Origin of the sequence: Bacteroides sp. OM05-10AA, assembly GCF_003439055.1 — a bacterium.
Lineage (GTDB): Bacteria > Bacteroidota > Bacteroidia > Bacteroidales > Bacteroidaceae > Bacteroides > Bacteroides intestinigallinarum.
Window position 1 is genome coordinate 1 of the sequence record NZ_QSUR01000038.1, and the last position, 17,672, is coordinate 17,672.

Here is a 17,672-nt window from a genome sequence, read left to right on the forward strand (position 1 = left end):
TTCCTGCATAAAGACGAAGGGCATTGGCTGAACGGTCAGCCGGAAGCAGAAGACAAGGAGAGCTTCCAAGTCGGTAACAGATGGTTCAAACCAAATTATCATGCTCATGTCGTATTCGACTGGATGAACCATGAAACTGGAAAGAGCCGAAAGCTCAATGACGAGGATATGGCAACCATGCAGACCCTTGCTTCCGATATTCTCCTGATGGAACGTGGACAGGCAAAAGCTGTCACAGGTAAAGAGCATCTGGAACGAAATGATTTCATCATTGAGAAGCAGAAAGCCGAACTGCAACGTATAGAGGAAACCAAGCGACACAAGGAACAACAAGTAAGCCTTGCCGAACAGGAACTCAAACAGGTAAAAGCAGAGATACGCACGGACAAACTAAAGAAAACAGCCACCAATGCTGCTACCGCCATAACAAGCGGTGTAGGTTCTCTTTTCGGAAGCGGTAAGCTGAAAGAACTGGAACATCACATCGAGCAGCTACATCAGGAAATTACCAAACGGGACAAAGCTACTGATGAATTAAAAATTCAGATACAACAAATACAGGAACAGCATAGCAGACAAATTCGTAATCTTCAAAGAATACATAATCAAGAACTTGAAGCCAAAGACAAGGAAATATCACGATTGAGCACCTTGCTTGAAAAAGCCCACAAATGGTTTCCCATGTTCAAAGAGATGTTGAGAATGGAAAAATTATGCGCTGTTATCGGGTTTACCAAAGACATGATAGAAAACCTCTTGACAAAGAAAGAATCCATACAATGTAGTGGCAAAATTTATTCCGAAGAACACAGGTGGAAATTTGACATCAAGAATGATATTTTTAGGGTTGAGAAACATCCGATGGATAGTGGTAAGCTTATGCTGACCATAAACCGACAACCCATAGTACAATGGTTTAAGGAACAATGGGAAAAGTTACAGCAGAATCTACGTAACTCGGTGCAGAGAGAGCAAAAATCCAGAGGATTTAGAATATAGAATAGCCTATTATTAATAAAATCAAGTATCTATGCATCCAAACAGATTGTTTTTATTACAGAATCAAAATCCTAAGAATTTATAAAAAATGAAGCCTAAAGAAGTTTTGGAAAAATGGATAGATTGCTTTAACAAAGCAGATGCTTATCATATAGCAGAGCTGTATGCTACTAATGCAGTAAATCATCAAGTCGCAAACGAACCAATAATAGGTAAAGAATCAATCTACAAAATGTTTGTGAATGAATTTGCCACTGCTAAAATGGTTTGTATGGTGGAAAATATTTTTGAAGATGGCGAATGGGCTATCATGGAATGGAAAGACTCTCTTGGACTTCGTGGATGCGGATTTTTTCATGTAAAAGATAACAAAATCGTCTTTCAAAGAGGGTATTGGGATAAACTTTCATTCTTGAAGCAACACAATCTTCCAATTGAATAAGTACTATCAGAATACGGACTGGGAAATTGAAATACCCAGTCCGAGTTATATAATGAATTTTACTTGTTAAACTATTTAAAGTCAGTTGGATAACAAACCATACCTTTCACATTCTCAGTAGCTCCAGGTATTAATTCAGCCACCATGCAATATTCATGAGAGACTTCGAAAGGAAATTCAATTCCTAAATCGATAGCCTTGCGATAGCCAAATCGAGGATAATACTCTTTATGCCCCAATACGACTGCTGTGCCGTAACCCAAAAGTGCTGCCCTCTGATGGGCTTACTGAATCAACATCCCCCCCCCAATTCCCTTACGCTGGAATTCCGGCAAGACTGCCAATGGAGCTACACTCAGGGATGTGACAGACTGGGTGTCACTGTCTATCTTTACTTCTGTAAGTAAGATATACCAGACAATTTGTTTTTCTGTCATTTTCTTGTTCTTATCTAATTGTTAGGCTCATTGTTGTTATACATTGTTTAATTATAGATAAATCGTGAATATCCTTCTCTCTTAAATCGTAGCCCGAATGGAATACTTGTTGCCCTTTTGCAGAAATGCAAGGGATGCTTCTGCCTTCAAAGACTGCTGTTCCAAAATAGTCCGGTTGAAATTCATACCAGCCTCCATCCAAGTCGGCTTGTTTGGAAGTGCCGTCCGCATTCAAGACAAAAGGATGGATATCAATATAGCCTAATTCTTTGCTATACAGTTCCACACGGGTGGGCAACCAATTTGTTTCAATTTGATATCCTCTCTCCTGCAAAAGATCAAGGAGTTGGTCTGTATAATTGGCATCAAAATCAATGTCAATATCTCTATGCAAGCGGGTTTGCTGTCCGTACAAGACATCCACTCCCCAGCCTCCATCCAACCAAAACTGCATGTCCAGGCTTTCCAACAAGTCCAAAACTTGAAATAACTCTGTAATCGTAGTGTGTTCTTTCTTTGTCATATAATAATTCTTTAATAAATAATACTATGCGTAATTATCCAACTGCTTGATTGAAGAAATAAAATTTGCACCCACTCCAATCAGAAAGATAACCCATCCGCTGATCATAAAGACGGATGTGATACCCCATGCTTCCACCCAATATCCTGAAGCTACGATACCCAGCATTGATGGAAAGGTACTCAAACTAAAGATGAGAGAAAAAGTCCGTCCAAGCATGTCCGAAGCCAAGTTCTGCTGAATAATAGCGATGAAAAGCGCATGGTAAATGGAATAGGCTATGCCTCCTGTAAATGTTAGGCAAACAAAACCTATAAATGCGCTTGATGGTAAATAACTGGCGCTAATCAGATACAATCCCAATATCACATAAGCCGTATGCATCACTAATGTTTGCTTGCTTTTCAAAGCCTTACAGGCAAGTACTAAACCGCCCAACAATGCCCCTGAGCCCCAACCCATTTCCACAACTCCCATTTGCAAAATGTTTCCGTTGAAATGCAGAAGCGTCATAAAAGGAAATAACGTAAAAACAGGCATAAGGACAAAAGTCACCAGCGTAAAGCATACGAATAAAGGCAAAATGCCCATTGTACGCCGCAAGGTATGCCAACATTCCGTCAGTTCTTTTTTGAAATCTGGAAGAACTTTCGTTTTTTGAAGAGAAGGAATCTGGACACAAAGTAAGGTCAGACAAGCAGCAACAGCTCCGATCACATCTATGAGCAGAATATACTGTATGGGAAGCCAAACAACGAGGCTTGCCCCTACAACGGGAGCTATCACCTCACTGAAGGATTGAATGGAATGGTACAAACCTGATACCCTGACAAGATGGTGCTTGGGAACCAGTAGAGGGATGCTTGCCTGTAAAGCAGGTGCATGAAACGTACTGCCTATTGAACGACAAGCAGTCAATAGATAAAAAAAAGAAAGGTCTTTATAACCCTTGGTTATCACAATAAAAAGACATAGGGTACAGAACGCGATGAACAAGTCCGAATAAAACATCGTTTTCTTTCGATTCCATCTGTCAACATAGACCCCGGCAAACAAGCCTAATACAAATTGTGGTAAAAATCCAGCTAAAATAGCCAGAGATAAAGCTGTCGGGGATTTAAATTCGTTGCTAATCCAAAAAATAATGGAGAAGCCAACAATCGTACTTGTTAAAATAGATATGAGTTGGCCTATTCCTATCACGGCCAAAGTTGATTTCCAATGATTCATTGTGCTAATATTTCATGCGTTTATAGATAAGTACTTTCGTACATTAAGCAAAACGAAATTCTATCCACACAAAAAACTTGTATTATAATCCACTCCTGACGTTGGAATACAATAACAAATACTTTCAGGACGATGTAAAGTCCTGAAAAATCAAACTGAATGGATAGATAAATATTAGTCTTTTCTCATCGGATTCTTTTAATATCGCTACTCTTTTATTATGTAGTGGTTGTATTATCTTAAATAAAACAAAAACACCGACTTTACATTCTTGGGTGTAAAACTGGGTGTTTGTTTTGCAATCTGCTGATTTTCAGCGTTTGTTGCGGAGAGACAGGGATTCGAACCCCGGGTACCTCGCAGTACAACGGTTTTCAAGACCGCCGCAATCGACCACTCTGCCACCTCTCCAGAACCTCTTTATCAGAAGTGCTTTTCGTTAAAAGCGGTGCAAAGGTACAACTCTTTTTTTGATACGCAAATATTTTTAGGACAAAATTTACGAAAAATAAAAATAGGATGGAAAATAATGCCGGCAGAATGACTCCATAGTCCGGCATTAATTAATTCCCGTTTTCCTTTGCAAATTTGCATTTTATGCATATCTTCGCCACGTTTTCACCACAAAATAAACAATAAGCGAAAAAAGAAGTATGGGAAGTATATTTAAGACAAGTATAATTTTTATATGTCTACTCACAAACACACTTTTATTAGTAGGCAGTACCCCTAAAAAAGATATCGACCATATTTTGGTCATCAGCGCTTATGCAGACTCCAATCCCTGGAGTAACGGCTTCATCACTCCGATTGTCACTATGGCTTCACAAGACAGCACTATAGGAGCATACACCATGAATCTGAATATGTTTGCTTTGCAAAATGCCAAAGACGTGGATAAATTTGAAGCAAGTATCTGCGAGATGCTTCCTTCCACTCCTCCCAAAATAGTGGTATTTATAGGGAATGCAAGTTTCGTTTTTTGTGATAACCTCAATAAGATATGGCCGGACATTCCTATGCTGCTATGCGGCGAACGGGATTATACAGGTCCGGACAGCCTTATCATTCAAGCCCATGCACTTGCTCCGCAGCAACGTATTCCTATCAGCGATTTACAAAAGACGATGAACCTGACCATGCTGTATGCCAATCTATATATCGAAGAGAATCTGCAACTCATGAGACAGCTCATTCCACAAATGAAGAAAGTTGTTTATATCGGTGACGGTACATATATATGTCAACAGAACGATTATGACCTTTCCGAAACAATCAGGCAAAAACATCCGGAATTGGAATATCAGTTTATTTCTGCAGAAAACACCTCTACCGATAGTCTTTTCACCATTCTTCGCCAACAAAACCCGCTCACTACCGGATTTTTATTTTCTTCCTGGCTACGAAAAAAAGACTATGAAGACAATCTGGTGATGACCAGCAACTCCCACCGTATTATCGCCACCTCCTCCGTCCCTCTTTTTTCATTCAGAAGAGTAGGCATTCAGGAAGAAGGAGGCATTGTGGGTGGCTATATCTACAATGAAAAAGATTACATCAACCGGATGTTAACCACCATTAAAGAGGTCATTCACGGAAAGCAACCCCGCTATATTCCTATCCATAATGCCGGGAACGCAACTCCCGTATTCAATTATCAGTCACTACTGCGACGCGGACTCGATCCGAAAAAATGTCCTCAAAATACAATTTTCTATGCTGCACCTCCCACATTCTGGGAGAAATATGAATATGCCATCATCGGAACAAGCTGTCTGGTCATTCTGCTACTCTTAGGCTTCCAATATTACCGTGTTCGCTCACTCGAAAGAATGAAGCGTATCCAGCACAAAGCGTTAGAAAGCACCGGCAAGTATTACAACATTATCAACAGCATGCCTATCCTCTACATGGCGGAAGAACTTATAAAAGATAAGAACGGACGAATTATAGATACCATATATATAGACGTAAACCTGCATTTCGAGAAGAAGTTTTTCGAAAAGCAAAAAGTGGTCGGCAAGCGAGGAAGTGAAATATTCCCGGAATCAATGCCGCAATTTCTACATTTCATGAATATTTCCCTGACAGAAAAACGTTCCATCACTTTTTCCTACTATTATAAAGAGATCGATACTTTTTATGACATAGTAGTCAATGCCAGTGACGACGGACGATTCATGCATATATTCTGTATAGACAGTACAGAGTTGCACCATGCCCAGATGCAAATGCGCTCTATCAATCACAAATTATCCATGGCGCTCGATATTGCCAACATCATCCCCTGGAAATGGGATTTAAAGACACATACCATACATTATGACGTAAACAGAACCGGCGTTTCCGGCAATGAGAACACCGAAATAAGTGACGAACAGCTTCTCATTTCCGACGAACTGTATTTTGCCAAAATACATAAAGACGACCTCCCCAAGGTAAAAGAAGCCTACACAAGCCTTATTACCAAACACACTAGAAAAGTAAAGATAGAATACCGTATCATCAATGAAGTGGACGGAGTAAAACATACAGACTGGATAGAAGCACAGGTAGCCGTAGAAAGTTATGATGAAAACGGGCAGCCGCTTACTTTAATAGGTTCCTCGCTGACCATCACCGACCGGAAAAGCATGGAAATCGATTTAATTTCCGCTAAAAACCGCGCTGAAGAGTCCAATCAACTCAAATCGGCTTTCCTTGCCAACATGAGTCACGAGATCCGCACACCGCTTAATGCAATTGTCGGTTTCTCCGGAATATTGGCTTCCACCGAGGAAGAAGAGGAGAAACGAGAATATGTCAGCATCATCGAGAATAACAACACACTGCTTTTACAACTTATCAGTGACATTCTCGACCTCTCGAAGATTGAAGCAGGTACGATGGAATTTGTCTACACAGACTTCGAACTGAACGGTGTAATGACCGAGTTGGAAAGCTCGTTACGCTTGAAACTTTCTCCCGAGAAGCAAGTCACACTCACTCTCGAGACTCCGTTACCGGAATGCTATATTCATGCCGAACGTAACCGTATTTCACAGATTATCATTAATCTGGTAACAAACGCCATCAAATTTACAGAAACAGGTAACATTTGCATAGGCTACCAAATACGCGACAACAAACAACTTTATTTCTATGTGACTGACACCGGCTGCGGCATTTCGGAAGACAAACAAGAAAGCGTATTCGGACGTTTTGTCAAACTGAACAACTTCGTACAAGGCACAGGACTGGGACTTTCTATTTGCCAAACTCTTGTTCAGCAAATGGGAGGTGAAATCAGTGTATGTTCAACCCCCGGAGAGGGTTCCACTTTTTGGTTCACCCTCCCCTACCGTCCCGCGCTCGAAGCTCCGCAACTGGAAGTAACAACAGAACCGATCAAAATAAAGAAGCAAAAAATCACCATCCTGGTGGCGGAAGATCATGGAAGTAACTACCGCCTGATAGAATCCATTCTTAAAAAAGACTACAATTTATTACATGCCTGGAATGGAGAAGAAGCAGTAAGCCTATTCAGGGAACATAACCCGCAGCTCATTCTAATGGATATTAACATGCCCGTAATGGATGGCTACGAGGCAACCAAAGAGATACGCAAATACTCCCAACGGGTTCCTATTATAGCCGTTACCGCATTCGCCTATGCTTCGGACGAACAGAGAGTGATGGAAAACGGATTTGACGCTTATATGCCCAAACCCATCAATGCCAATCAACTGAAAGGACAGATCACCTCCATACTGATGAAACATATCACTTTTATGTAATGCAGTCAGGGGGGGAGGAAAGTCATTTCCAAAGAATAGCAATAACTAGGTATTTTATGTTGAAAAGCATAAAATAGAGCATATTTATGCTGATTATATGAAAAATCATTGTAACTTTGTGCGCTCTAAAGAAAAGGATAACTACAACCTCTAATTTTATCATTTATGGAATTAAATAAGATCTTTAAAGACGGTCTTTGGAGCACTGAAATCAATGTCAGAGATTTCGTAAGTCATAACATCACTCCGTATTACGGAGATGCTTCTTTCCTCGAAGGACCTACCGAACGCACAAAAGCCGTATGGAATCGCTGCCTCGAAGCATTGGCAGAAGAAAGAGCCAATAACGGGGTACGCTCACTGGATAATGTCACCGTCTCAACCATCACTTCTCATAAAGCCGGATACATCGACAAAGAAAACGAACTGATCGTCGGTCTGCAGACAGACGAACTTCTGAAACGTGCCATCAAGCCTTTCGGAGGTATCAATGTGGTAAGCAAAGCCTGCCACGAAAACGGTATGGAAGTGGACGACCGTGTAAAAGACATCTTCACTCACTACCGCAAAACGCACAACGACGGAGTATTCGACGTATATACCGAAGAAATTCGCTCCTTCCGTTCTCTGGGATTCCTCACCGGACTTCCTGACAACTACGCCCGCGGACGTATCATCGGTGACTACCGCCGTATGGCTCTCTATGGTATCGACCGACTCATCAAGGCAAAACAGGAAGACCTGCACAACCTGACCGGTCCGATGACCGACGCCCGCATCCGCCTGCGCGAAGAAGTAGCAGAACAAATCAAGGCACTGAAAGAAATGAAAGTGATGGGCGAATATTACGGTCTCGACTTGAGCCGTCCTGCTTACACTGCACAGGAAGCCGTACAATGGGTGTACATGGCATACCTTGCTGCCGTAAAAGAACAAGACGGTGCAGCTATGTCACTGGGTAACGTTTCTTCGTTCCTCGACATTTATATGGAATATGAATTGAGCAAAGGAACCATCACCGAATCTTTCGCACAGGAGCTGATCGACCAGTTTGTCATCAAACTGCGTATGGTGCGCCACCTGCGTATGCAATCCTACAATGACATCTTTGCAGGCGACCCGACATGGGTAACCGAATCTCTGGGCGGACGCCTCAACGACGGACGCACCAAGGTGACAAAGACCTCATTCCGCTTCCTGCAAACACTGTACAACCTCGGCCCTTCACCGGAACCGAACCTGACTGTACTGTGGAGCCCGGAACTGCCGGAAGGATTCAAAGAATTCTGTGCCAAAGTTTCCATCGACACTTCATCCATCCAATACGAAAACGACGACCTGATGCGCGAAGTACGCCAGTCAGACGACTACGGAATTGCCTGCTGCGTATCTTACCAGGAAATCGGAAAACAAATCCAGTTCTTCGGTGCACGCTGCAATCTGGCAAAAGCCCTGTTGCTTGCCATCAACGGCGGACGTTGCGAAAACACCGGTACAGTTATGGTGAAAAACATCCCCGTACTGACCAGCGACACGTTGAAATTCGAGGAAGTGATGGACAACTATAAAAAGGTATTGATTGAAATCGCCCGTGTTTACAACGAAGCGATGAACATCATCCATTATATGCATGATAAGTATTACTACGAGAAAGCCCAAATGGCACTTGTAGATACCAACCCACGCATCAACCTTGCTTATGGTGTAGCCGGACTTTCTATCGCGCTCGATTCACTATCGGCCATCAAATATGCGAAAGTAACCGCACGCCGCAACGACATCGGCCTGACAGAAGGTTTCGATATTCAAGGTGAATTCCCTTGCTTCGGTAATGACAACGACAAGGTAGACCACCTGGGCGTTGACCTGGTATATTTCTTCAGCGAAGAATTGAAGAAACTTCCGGTTTACAAGAATGCCCGTCCGACTCTTTCATTGCTGACGATCACTTCCAACGTGATGTATGGCAAGAAGACAGGTGCTACTCCCGACGGACGTGCCAAAGGTGTCGCTTTTGCTCCGGGAGCCAACCCGATGCACGGACGTGACAAGAACGGTGCCATCGCCTCTTTGAGTTCCGTAGCGAAGCTACGTTACCGCGACTCACAGGACGGTATCAGTAACACTTTCTCTATCGTTCCTAAATCACTGGGAGCTACCGCGGAAGACCGCATCGAGAATCTGGTTACCATGATGGACGGTTACTTCACCAAAGGTGCTCACCACCTGAATGTGAACGTTCTGAACCGTGATATGCTGTATGATGCCATGGAACATCCGGAAAAATATCCGCAGCTTACCATCCGTGTTTCCGGTTATGCCGTAAACTTCGTGAAGTTGAGCCGCGAACATCAATTGGAGGTTATCAGCCGTAGCTTCCACGAACGTATGTAACAATCTATTTACTCTATATGACGATAAACGTACATTCATACGAAAGTATGGGAACATTCGACGGGCCGGGCTTACGGCTCGTCGTTTTTCTTCAAGGTTGCAACTTCCGTTGCCTGTATTGCGCCAATCCCGACACGATAGCCGGAAAAGGCGGCACGCCTACCCCACCGGAAGAAATTGTCCGCATGGCAATGAGCCAGCGCCCTTTCTTCGGAAAGCGCGGAGGAGTTACTTTCTCCGGAGGAGAACCGACGTTTCAGGCAAAAGCACTCATCCCACTGGTTCGTGAGCTGAAAGAGAAAGGAATTCATGTGTGCATAGACAGCAACGGCGGCATCTGGAATGAAGAGGTGGAAGAGCTTTTCCGCCTGACCGATCTTGTATTGCTAGACGTAAAAGAATTCAATCCCGCCCGCCATCAGGCATTGACGGGGAGAAGCAACGAGCAAACGATCCGCACAGCAGCATGGCTGGAAGAGAATGGAAAACCGTTCTGGCTGCGCTACGTATTAGTGCCCGGCTACAGCGATTTCGAAGAGGATATCCGCCAACTGGGAGAAGCCATGGGAACATACAAAATGATTCAACGCGTGGAAGTGCTTCCTTACCATACATTAGGCGTACACAAGTACGAAGCTATGGAACAAGAATACAAACTGAAAGACGTAAAAGAAAATACCCCCGAACAACTTGAACAAGCTGCGGAGGTATTTAAAGAGTACTTCGCTACGGTAGTAGTTAATTAAATTGAGAATTGAGAGTTGAGAATTGAGAATTGGCTGCGCACTGTCAACTGTCAACTCTCAACTGTCAATTCATTTCGGCTTTCACTTCGAAACAGGGACATTCTTTGATCCGTTCCCACGGGTCGACGATTCCATTGTAATTGGTATCCGGGCTCAAATCCCGGTGTCCAACTACTTTTGCTTCAGGATAACGCAGTAACAGATCGTGTACCAGACGGTGCAAAGCCTCTTTCTGACGGGGAGTACGCGTGTCCGCCGCCTTTCCGTTTTCATCCAGACCGCCCTCATAGCACACTCCCAAACTAGTTGCATTATAGCCACGCGCATGTGCACCCACCATATCTTCATCCCGCATCGGTTCCACCTGTCCTGATTTACGAATGTAGTAATGATACCCCCAGCACGAAAAACCACGGAAGCGATGAGCCGTATCTACATCCTTAGCCGTAAAATCGCGGTCGGCACGAGTGGCGGAACAGTGGATCACAATCAGATTAATCTTTCTCATCGTCCTGCTCCCTTTCCGTTGTTTTCACGTTGCACACTTCCTTGTGCGTAGCGTTATAACGCACTTCCCGCACCACTCTGTCACGTTTTCTCTTTCCGAAGAAAGGCAAAAGGCACATGATAACCTCCAAAATCTTACTTACAATCTCTTTCATCTTTTCTAAGTATTAACGTTATCAAAAAAAGAAATATCAGGCAGCCGGATCCGGAGCTTCGCCGCCACCACCCGAACCACTGCCGGAACCCTTGTCGTCATCATCACCATCTCCCCCATCATCGCCACTACCCGATTGAGCTACCGCACGTGTCAATACTTGCTGATAGCTAAGAATCTTCATCAATTCCGCCAACGTTTTTCCGGGACGGAAAATGATATGCGCCCCCTTAATCATCGAGCCGGAAAAGGTCTTGACGGATGCCGCACCTTCACTATTCAGCCCGATTTGCAGACTACCCAAATCGCCCAACCTCACAATGCGTCCGGCTTTCAGCGAGCGTTTCGCTTCATAAAGAATACCGGAAATCGCTGCGCGCACATCTGTCTCCGTACAGGTGGAACGACTGGTAATCGCCTCACACAACTCTTCGAAATCCAACTCGCCCGACGCCTGCGCCTGTGCATAATACTTTGCCGGTTCATCCTTCTTTGCGGGATTCTTACGCGGCACTACGGAATAAGAAACTGTCATTGCCATAATCTAATCATTTTAAAGTTTTCGTACATTCGGAATGCATTCCTTTCTTGTTAACGACACAAATATACGACCTCTTTCATTGTTGATATTCCCCAACGAAGTTTCCTGATTTCCAATGAATAAAAGTGAGGTTTTCCTTTCGGTAAACCATTTATTTTCAGTAACTTTATAGAATAAAACAAGAAAAAACAGTCATGAATTACAAAGAAAACCCATTCCTTATCCGCACCTATACGAAAGCGGAACTGGCTCATCTCTACAATCCCACCGTCTGCCAAAAAGTAGCTTTACAAATTCTACGCCGATGGATTGTTTATAATCTCCCTCTCCTGCACGAACTCGAAGAAGAAGGCTATCGCGCACGCAACCGACTGCTCTCTCCGAAACAGGTACAGACCATTGTGCATTATTTGGGAGAGCCCTAATAACTTATCACTATTTTTTCAAAAGTTTCATTACAAACCACCGTAAAGAAGTTTCTTTGCAACCGAAAAAACAACGAAATAAAGACATGAAACATTTCACCATTTTCCGCGACTTCTACCGCATCATAGCAGAAATGACCGAGGAAGAGATTGTATCCACTATCGGCAGTTCAAAATATCAGTTTATGATTGAGGATATACGCCGCAGTTTTCAGGAACAGGGAGAGAAAGTAGCCAATGAGAAAAAGAAAGAGCTGCCGTCTGTCACCTTCTCGGCCAGCTACCGGGGCGGACGTTCGAACGCCACACTCATCAGATACCAAGGATACATCGTGATAGACATCGACCACCAGAATCAAGAAGAGTTGATACGCATCCTGTCTTTGGCAAGAGGATGTGAGCACACCCGCATCGCCTTTATCAGCCCAAAAGGAATGGGACTGAAAATCGTAGTACGTGTATGCCGCCCAGACGGAACATTGCCTGAAACGATTCAGGAAATAGAAGATTTCCATACTGCCGCTTACAACAAAATTGCTTCTTTCTATGCCCGGCTCTGTGAGGTAGAAATCGACACGTCCGGTCAGGATGTAGGGCGTACCTGTTTGTTTTCACACGATCCGAATATTTACTTCAATCCCGATGCAAGTGCTTTTATCGTAGATCAGCCACCTATATTTTATAAATCGCAAAAGAAAAAGAAGGTATCCGAAAAGAAAAAACAGGAAATTGCACAAGGCAGCCACCCGATGAGTGAAGAAACAGCACTCAACTATCATTCTTCGCACGCTGCATTAATGGTAACGTTGAATTATTATCATAATAAGTCTGAAAAGTATATCATCGGAAACCGGAACAATTATCTGCATCATCTTTCGTGTACATACAACCGGCACGGTATCCCCGAAGAAGAAGCGGCAGCGTTTATCAAAAGCCAGTTTACCGACCTCCCCGCAGACGAAACGGATTCGTTGATTGCCAGTGCTTACACGCACACGGAAGAGTTCAACACGCGCAAGCTGAATAATACACAGAAACGGATATTGCAGATAGAACAGCATATCAGCGAATGCTACGAAACGCGTTATAATGAGCTGCTCCACATCATGGAATACCGCCGAAGGGTTGCCGACACAGAGCAGCCGGAGCCTTTCCGCATTCTGGATGACAAGATGGAGAACAGTATCTGGATGGAGATAAACGAGTTAGGATATGCCTGCAACGTGAAAATGATTCAGAATTTAATATACTCTGATTTCAGTGTAAGTTATCACCCCATCCGTGAGTATTTTGATTTGCTGCCCGAATGGGACGGGATCGATTATATCCGTATTTTGGCGGACAGTGTCCGCACCAATCATCAGAGCTTTTGGGCAGAGTGCCTGGAGCGTTATCTGGTAGGAATGTGTGCTGCCGCCACTCAAGATGAGATCGTAAACCACACGGTACTCTTACTATGCAGCGAGATACAGAATATCGGAAAAACAACATTCATCAACAACCTGCTGCCACCCGAACTGCGCGCCTATCTTTCCACCGGTCTTATCAATCCGAATAATAAAGATGATTTGGCCAAAATAGCGCAGGCAATGCTTATCAACCTCGATGAGTTCGAAGGAATGAGCGGGCGTGATCTGAACACGTTCAAGGATTTGGTCACCCGCAAAGTGATTAGTATCCGTTTGCCGTATGCACGCCGTTCGCAGAATTTCCCTCACACTGCTTCTTTTGCGGGAACGTGCAACTATCAGGAGATACTGCACGATACAACGGGCACCCGCCGTTTCCTTTGTTTTCATGCCGACTCTATCAAGTTTATAGAAATCAATTATACACAGTTGTATGCGCAAATAAAGTATCTGCTCCATAAACCGGGTTATCAGTATTGGTTCACGCAGTCGGAAAATCAACGGATTGAAGAAAATAATGAGGATTTCGTTTTCCATTCACCGGAAGAAGAACTGGTGCTCACACACATTCGCAAACCGGAACGTTTTGATAAAGTATTTCATTTGACGGTAACCGAAATAGCGGAACTTATTCGGGAGCGCACCGGTTATCAATATTCGACAGGTGCAAAAATCCAGTTGGGAAAAGTGATGGCTAAACATAACTTTGACTCAACAAAGGGAAGCAACGGAAGAAGGTATTGTGTACATATCATCGATATAGAACAGGTGAAATCTAACAGGCTATATGAATAAAAAGTGGGGGGAGTGGGAGAGAAATTTCAACTTTTCATTTTTTAGATTTCTTCTTTTTCTCTTTTAATTCTAATAAAAAAATACACGAATGTTATAAATCCTCTCCCACTCCTCCCACTTTTTTATTTGTTTTCTAAAAAAGACGGCGGGAAATCTGAAAAACACAACTGTCTTTTTCAAATTTCCCGCCACATTTTTAAATCAACTCACTACTCTATGTAAGTTCGTCGAAATCTCCTTCACAATAATCTTTGAAATCTCCACTATGTTCTTTTTTCTCGTAAGAGACCAGTGTTTCCACACTAAGCGGTTTGCCCGTTTTCGGACTTATCACATCTATCACTGTTGACAAAGCGCGAATGGTTTGTTCACTATTAGAAGCCCCGTCATAAGTCAGGCGCCCCCGGTCAATGGCATTCAGAATAACGGCGACATACCTTTTCGGATTTCCCCGGTATTCTATGGCAGCAGGCGTCTGCGACTTTACTTCCCGAATCAGTTGACCGATAATTCTTTTTTTTGGTCAAGCAAGTTCATCAATTGTTCACTATGCACATCAATTTGTGCGTTCACTTCACGAAGTTCGTCTTTCAACGAACAATACAATTCATCATTAAATGAATTTTCCATAAAACAATCCTTTTAGTTATAAAAAAGCCATTCCGGAAAAGGCAGAAAGCTGCGGTATTTCCGGAATGACAAAGATAGATATTTGTTTAACTAATTGATGCAAAAAGTTAAACTTAATTATTTACAAATTTCTTATTGAGTCAAAATAGCTACTCCATGAGGCATAATTGGCTGTTGATGGAATATACGCTGTACGGCCCGTTTTGCATTCAGGATCAAATGTTTGCGCACCAATAGTAGGGGCTGTCGGAGCATTGGAATAAACATATTTCAACTGTGCACACTGCCAGAAAGCATAGTTGCCTACGGAAGTCACGCTGGCGGGCAATGCAATTGATGCCATTGGACACAAAGTGAACGCCCATTCTCCTATTGACTGTAAATTATTGGGCAAAGTGATGGCAGAAAGCTTTTCACAATGAGCAAAAAGATACTCCGGTATAGCTGTAACGGCTGTTTCCGACATATCAACAGCCAACAGGCTATTGCAGCTTTGGAATGCTCCGTTATCCAAAGTCGTCAATGAGGAGGGAAGCGTAAGATATCCTCCCACCGGATCTCCTGCCAAATTAATGCAATAGCCAAATGCCCGTTCTTGAATCTCGGTTATACCGTTATGAAATGTCACACGTTGCAAGCTCTGGCAAGAATCAAAAGTATTGTTACGAATTACGGTGACTCCTTTCGGGATGCGGAAATCTTTCAAAGAGTAACAACGGAGAAACACGGATTCTCCTATCGACGTAATTCTATCATGCAAGGTGATATGCTCTAGATTGTGACATTCCTGGAATGTCCAGTCGGGAATTTCGGTCACGGTGGAGGGGATGGAGATTGACCTGATGCCGCAGCCATAGAATGTGCTCGGTGAAAGATTCCGTACTCCTTCGTTGAGAGTGATCGTTTCCAGATTTTCACAACCCTCGAACAACCAGCGTCCCAAAGTCTGCACGCTTCCCGGGATATTGATAGTTCCCAAAGCGGTACAATTCATAAATGCTGAATCGTAGATGGTTTCCATTTTTTCGCCTATGCGGAGATTGCGCAGACTTACGCAGTTTTCAAAGACCCATTTTCCTATGCTTCGGGCGTTCTCCGTATCAATCGTTTCCAGTGCGCGACAATTGGCAAAGGCGGCTTCTTCAATCGCGGTAACGGTGGCCGGAAGAACCACTCGTTTGAGAGTGGTATTCACCGGTTGAGGGTCATAAAAAGCCAGTCCACGGTTGGGCATAACGGTCAGATCGGTCATTGACAAATCCAATACCTCCAATGCGTTCAGCGATTGTTTAATATATGCAAAATCGTCCGCACTCATGCTGCCTTTAATGGCGAGTTTGCGTACAGAGCCATCCGTAACAACAGTACTCAAATTGCCTGCCGTACTTTCAGCGATCACCCCATCAAAATATTTCACTGGGCGGGCAACGGTAAATTCTTTGCCGTTTTTATCGGTAATGGTTACTTTCAGCAGGGCTGTCGCCGAGAGTTTGATGTCGGCAGGTGCGGTGAGCGTCACTTTGGCACTTCCCGCCACAACAGCACCTCCTGCGAAGCTCGGTTTAGTGATCTGCACACCCCATACTTCCTGCGTGGCGGCAGAGCGGGTTTGAACGTCCATGCCTGTCCCACTTTCGTTGGTAACGGTAGCTGCCAGGGTGGTATAATCTTCTTCTTTGAGAGTAGACGGTAGCGTCAGAGTGATTTCGTTGTTGGTTGCCGAAGCATAGAAAATCTCGTAGCTGTCAAAGCCAACCGTCACAAAACTTGATTTGGGAAGCGTTATTTTCGTTGTTCCATCGGCAAGCGTAAAGATGACGTTTGCAGAGTCAGTGGTATAGTCGATCCCATTTTCTGCGAAAATAGCATCTCCCTGTTCGCCTGTCACAGGTACTTTCTTGCCATTATTAAGCAGCCATTCACCATCTATCTTCCAATAGAAGCATTCTTCGAATTCGGCAATGCTGATGACGGGGGAATGACCGTCAGCACCGGTAGTGGAGATTTTATTTCCCGAGGCATCAAGCATCCAATCCGGTGCGGCATCGCCTGTTTTCACCGTCCAATAATAGTTTCCGTCCGTATCCTGCTTCACACCGATGACGGGAGTAATGCCATCCGTACCTTTTTCTCCATCCACTCCTTTTTCTCCGTGCCGAATGGTGATAGGACCGCTTTTACTGAAAGAAATAGTGTAGCCCACTTCTTTTGAATTTTCCACAATCGGGGTAACGCCTGTCACAAAGTCTTTTTGCTCTAATGCAGTGACAAGTCCTTGCAATGCACAAATTTGTGTGTTTGCCGTGTTACACCACGTTTCCAGTGTTGTGACTCTCGACTGGAGATCTTTTACATCTCTTTGCAGCTGCACAAGCTCGCCGTCATCACACCCAATAGCCATTACTACGAATAGTAGCATCAAACAGAGACTGTTTCTTCTCATACTTTACTTTGTTTTGTTATTAAATAAATGATTACCCATACCTGCCTTGAATTACTTGCTAAGTAACGGAAACAGATTCTACAGTCAGAACAGGGCGCTGCGCACTGTAATCATCTCATTTACTGTAATTCTCGTAAAAGAATATACACAAGAAGAGTAGTCTGCACCAAAGTGAAGGGAAGCGGATAGAGAAGAATTTTGTATTTTTCGTAGCTCAACCT

16 protein-coding genes and 1 tRNA gene are annotated in these 17,672 nt (G+C 43.6%); 7 read left to right on the forward strand and 10 right to left on the reverse strand.

The features are described from left to right. Together DXB58_RS22590 and DXB58_RS22595 are read left to right on the forward strand one after the other, a co-directional pair. On the forward strand, positions 1–999 hold a 999-nt coding region (locus DXB58_RS22590; RefSeq protein ID WP_122138339.1), incomplete at its 5' end, for a mobilization protein. Positions 1,000–1,087: 88 nt separating this feature from the next. Further along, on the forward strand, positions 1,088–1,441 hold the full coding sequence (locus tag DXB58_RS22595) for a nuclear transport factor 2 family protein (protein ID WP_004308780.1): 354 nt from the start codon (positions 1,088–1,090) through the stop codon (positions 1,439–1,441). Positions 1,442–1,725: 284 nt separating this feature from the next. Here DXB58_RS22595 and DXB58_RS27995 read toward each other — a convergent pair whose 3' ends face one another. From DXB58_RS27995 to DXB58_RS22615, 4 genes are all read right to left on the reverse strand, one after another. Further along, positions 1,726–1,878, reverse strand: a complete 153-nt coding sequence (locus DXB58_RS27995) for a hypothetical protein (RefSeq protein WP_005786088.1) — start codon at positions 1,876–1,878, stop codon at positions 1,726–1,728. Positions 1,879–1,888: 10 nt separating this feature from the next. Further along, on the reverse strand, positions 1,889–2,401 hold the full coding sequence (gene lnu(AN2) / locus DXB58_RS22605; RefSeq protein ID WP_004308783.1) for a lincosamide nucleotidyltransferase Lnu(AN2): 513 nt from the start codon (positions 2,399–2,401) through the stop codon (positions 1,889–1,891). Between the two features lie 24 nt (positions 2,402–2,425). After that, positions 2,426–3,631: a macrolide efflux MFS transporter Mef(En2) gene (gene mef(En2), locus DXB58_RS22610; RefSeq protein ID WP_005786079.1), complete on the reverse strand. Its 1,206-nt coding sequence runs from the start codon at positions 3,629–3,631 to the stop codon at positions 2,426–2,428. Between the two features lie 326 nt (positions 3,632–3,957). Next, positions 3,958–4,042, reverse strand: a tRNA-Ser gene (locus DXB58_RS22615). Positions 4,043–4,284: 242 nt separating this feature from the next. Here DXB58_RS22615 and DXB58_RS22625 point away from each other — a divergent pair. The 3 genes from DXB58_RS22625 (at position 4,285) to pflA (ending at position 10,547) form a co-directional block, all read left to right on the forward strand. Beyond that, positions 4,285–7,407, forward strand: coding sequence for an ATP-binding protein (locus DXB58_RS22625; RefSeq protein ID WP_122138340.1), 3,123 nt, complete (start codon positions 4,285–4,287; stop codon positions 7,405–7,407). Positions 7,408–7,572: 165 nt separating this feature from the next. Further along, entirely contained in the window at positions 7,573–9,801 is a 2,229-nt protein-coding gene (gene pflB, locus DXB58_RS22630; protein WP_122138341.1) for a formate C-acetyltransferase, read from the forward strand. A gap of 17 nt (positions 9,802–9,818) precedes the next feature. Continuing rightward, on the forward strand, positions 9,819–10,547 hold the full coding sequence (gene pflA / locus DXB58_RS22635) for a pyruvate formate-lyase-activating protein (protein WP_122138342.1): 729 nt from the start codon (positions 9,819–9,821) through the stop codon (positions 10,545–10,547). Between the two features lie 64 nt (positions 10,548–10,611). Here the strand turns inward: pflA and DXB58_RS22640 are convergent, their stop codons facing one another. Genes DXB58_RS22640 through DXB58_RS22645 form a run of 3 tightly spaced genes read right to left on the reverse strand, consistent with a single transcriptional unit; the run spans position 10,612 to position 11,749 of the window. After that, the gene (locus DXB58_RS22640; protein ID WP_122138343.1) at positions 10,612–11,055 is read right to left on the reverse strand and encodes an N-acetylmuramoyl-L-alanine amidase; all 444 of its coding nucleotides are present in this window, start codon (positions 11,053–11,055) and stop codon (positions 10,612–10,614) included. Beyond that, positions 11,042–11,209, reverse strand: coding sequence for a hypothetical protein (locus DXB58_RS28000; RefSeq protein ID WP_187343815.1), 168 nt, complete (start codon positions 11,207–11,209; stop codon positions 11,042–11,044). The genes DXB58_RS22640 and DXB58_RS28000 overlap by 14 nt, the downstream gene beginning before the upstream one ends. Before the next feature lie 36 nt (positions 11,210–11,245). Further along, positions 11,246–11,749: an HU family DNA-binding protein gene (locus DXB58_RS22645; protein WP_117935180.1), complete on the reverse strand. Its 504-nt coding sequence runs from the start codon at positions 11,747–11,749 to the stop codon at positions 11,246–11,248. 194 nt (positions 11,750–11,943) lie between these two features. On the opposite strand from DXB58_RS22645, the gene DXB58_RS22650 reads away from it, so the two are divergent. Further along, the gene (locus tag DXB58_RS22650) at positions 11,944–12,174 is read left to right on the forward strand and encodes a DUF4248 domain-containing protein (protein ID WP_117935182.1); all 231 of its coding nucleotides are present in this window, start codon (positions 11,944–11,946) and stop codon (positions 12,172–12,174) included. A gap of 86 nt (positions 12,175–12,260) precedes the next feature. Next, positions 12,261–14,378 (forward strand): BT4734/BF3469 family protein, encoded by a 2,118-nt coding sequence (locus DXB58_RS22655; RefSeq protein WP_199488009.1) that lies wholly within the window; start codon positions 12,261–12,263, stop codon positions 14,376–14,378. A gap of 214 nt (positions 14,379–14,592) precedes the next feature. On the opposite strand, the gene DXB58_RS28485 is transcribed toward DXB58_RS22655, so the two are convergent. The 3 genes from DXB58_RS28485 to DXB58_RS22665 all read right to left on the reverse strand — a co-directional run bounded on the left by DXB58_RS28485 (position 14,593) and on the right by DXB58_RS22665 (position 17,451). After that, positions 14,593–14,874 carry a hypothetical protein gene (locus DXB58_RS28485; protein WP_369907205.1) on the reverse strand — a complete coding sequence of 94 codons (282 nt, stop codon included), beginning with the start codon at positions 14,872–14,874 and terminating at the stop codon, positions 14,593–14,595. Next, positions 14,874–15,008, reverse strand: a complete 135-nt coding sequence (locus DXB58_RS28385; RefSeq protein WP_255421189.1) for a hypothetical protein — start codon at positions 15,006–15,008, stop codon at positions 14,874–14,876. Before DXB58_RS28385 ends, DXB58_RS28485 begins: the two co-directional genes overlap by 1 nt. Positions 15,009–15,129: 121 nt before the next feature. Then, a complete protein-coding gene (locus DXB58_RS22665; protein WP_122138345.1) occupies positions 15,130–17,451 on the reverse strand; it encodes a leucine-rich repeat protein in 2,322 nt (773 codons plus the stop codon). Between the last annotated feature and the right edge of the window lie 221 nt (positions 17,452–17,672).

Coding starts and splice junctions, on each gene's coding strand:
- DXB58_RS28000 (WP_187343815.1), bottom strand. CDS start 11,209: ATGAAAGAGATTGTAAGTAAGATTTTGGAGGTTATCATGTGCCTTTTG.
- DXB58_RS22595 (WP_004308780.1), top strand. CDS start 1,088: ATGAAGCCTAAAGAAGTTTTGGAAAAATGGATAGATTGCTTTAACAAA.
- DXB58_RS22640 (WP_122138343.1), bottom strand. CDS start 11,055: ATGAGAAAGATTAATCTGATTGTGATCCACTGTTCCGCCACTCGTGCC.
- DXB58_RS22665 (WP_122138345.1), bottom strand. CDS start 17,451: ATGAGAAGAAACAGTCTCTGTTTGATGCTACTATTCGTAGTAATGGCT.
- DXB58_RS22650 (WP_117935182.1), top strand. CDS start 11,944: ATGAATTACAAAGAAAACCCATTCCTTATCCGCACCTATACGAAAGCG.
- DXB58_RS28385 (WP_255421189.1), bottom strand. CDS start 15,008: ATGGAAAATTCATTTAATGATGAATTGTATTGTTCGTTGAAAGACGAA.
- DXB58_RS22655 (WP_199488009.1), top strand. CDS start 12,261: ATGAAACATTTCACCATTTTCCGCGACTTCTACCGCATCATAGCAGAA.
- DXB58_RS22645 (WP_117935180.1), bottom strand. CDS start 11,749: ATGGCAATGACAGTTTCTTATTCCGTAGTGCCGCGTAAGAATCCCGCA.
- pflB (WP_122138341.1), top strand. CDS start 7,573: ATGGAATTAAATAAGATCTTTAAAGACGGTCTTTGGAGCACTGAAATC.
- pflA (WP_122138342.1), top strand. CDS start 9,819: ATGACGATAAACGTACATTCATACGAAAGTATGGGAACATTCGACGGG.
- DXB58_RS27995 (WP_005786088.1), bottom strand. CDS start 1,878: ATGACAGAAAAACAAATTGTCTGGTATATCTTACTTACAGAAGTAAAG.
- DXB58_RS22625 (WP_122138340.1), top strand. CDS start 4,285: ATGGGAAGTATATTTAAGACAAGTATAATTTTTATATGTCTACTCACA.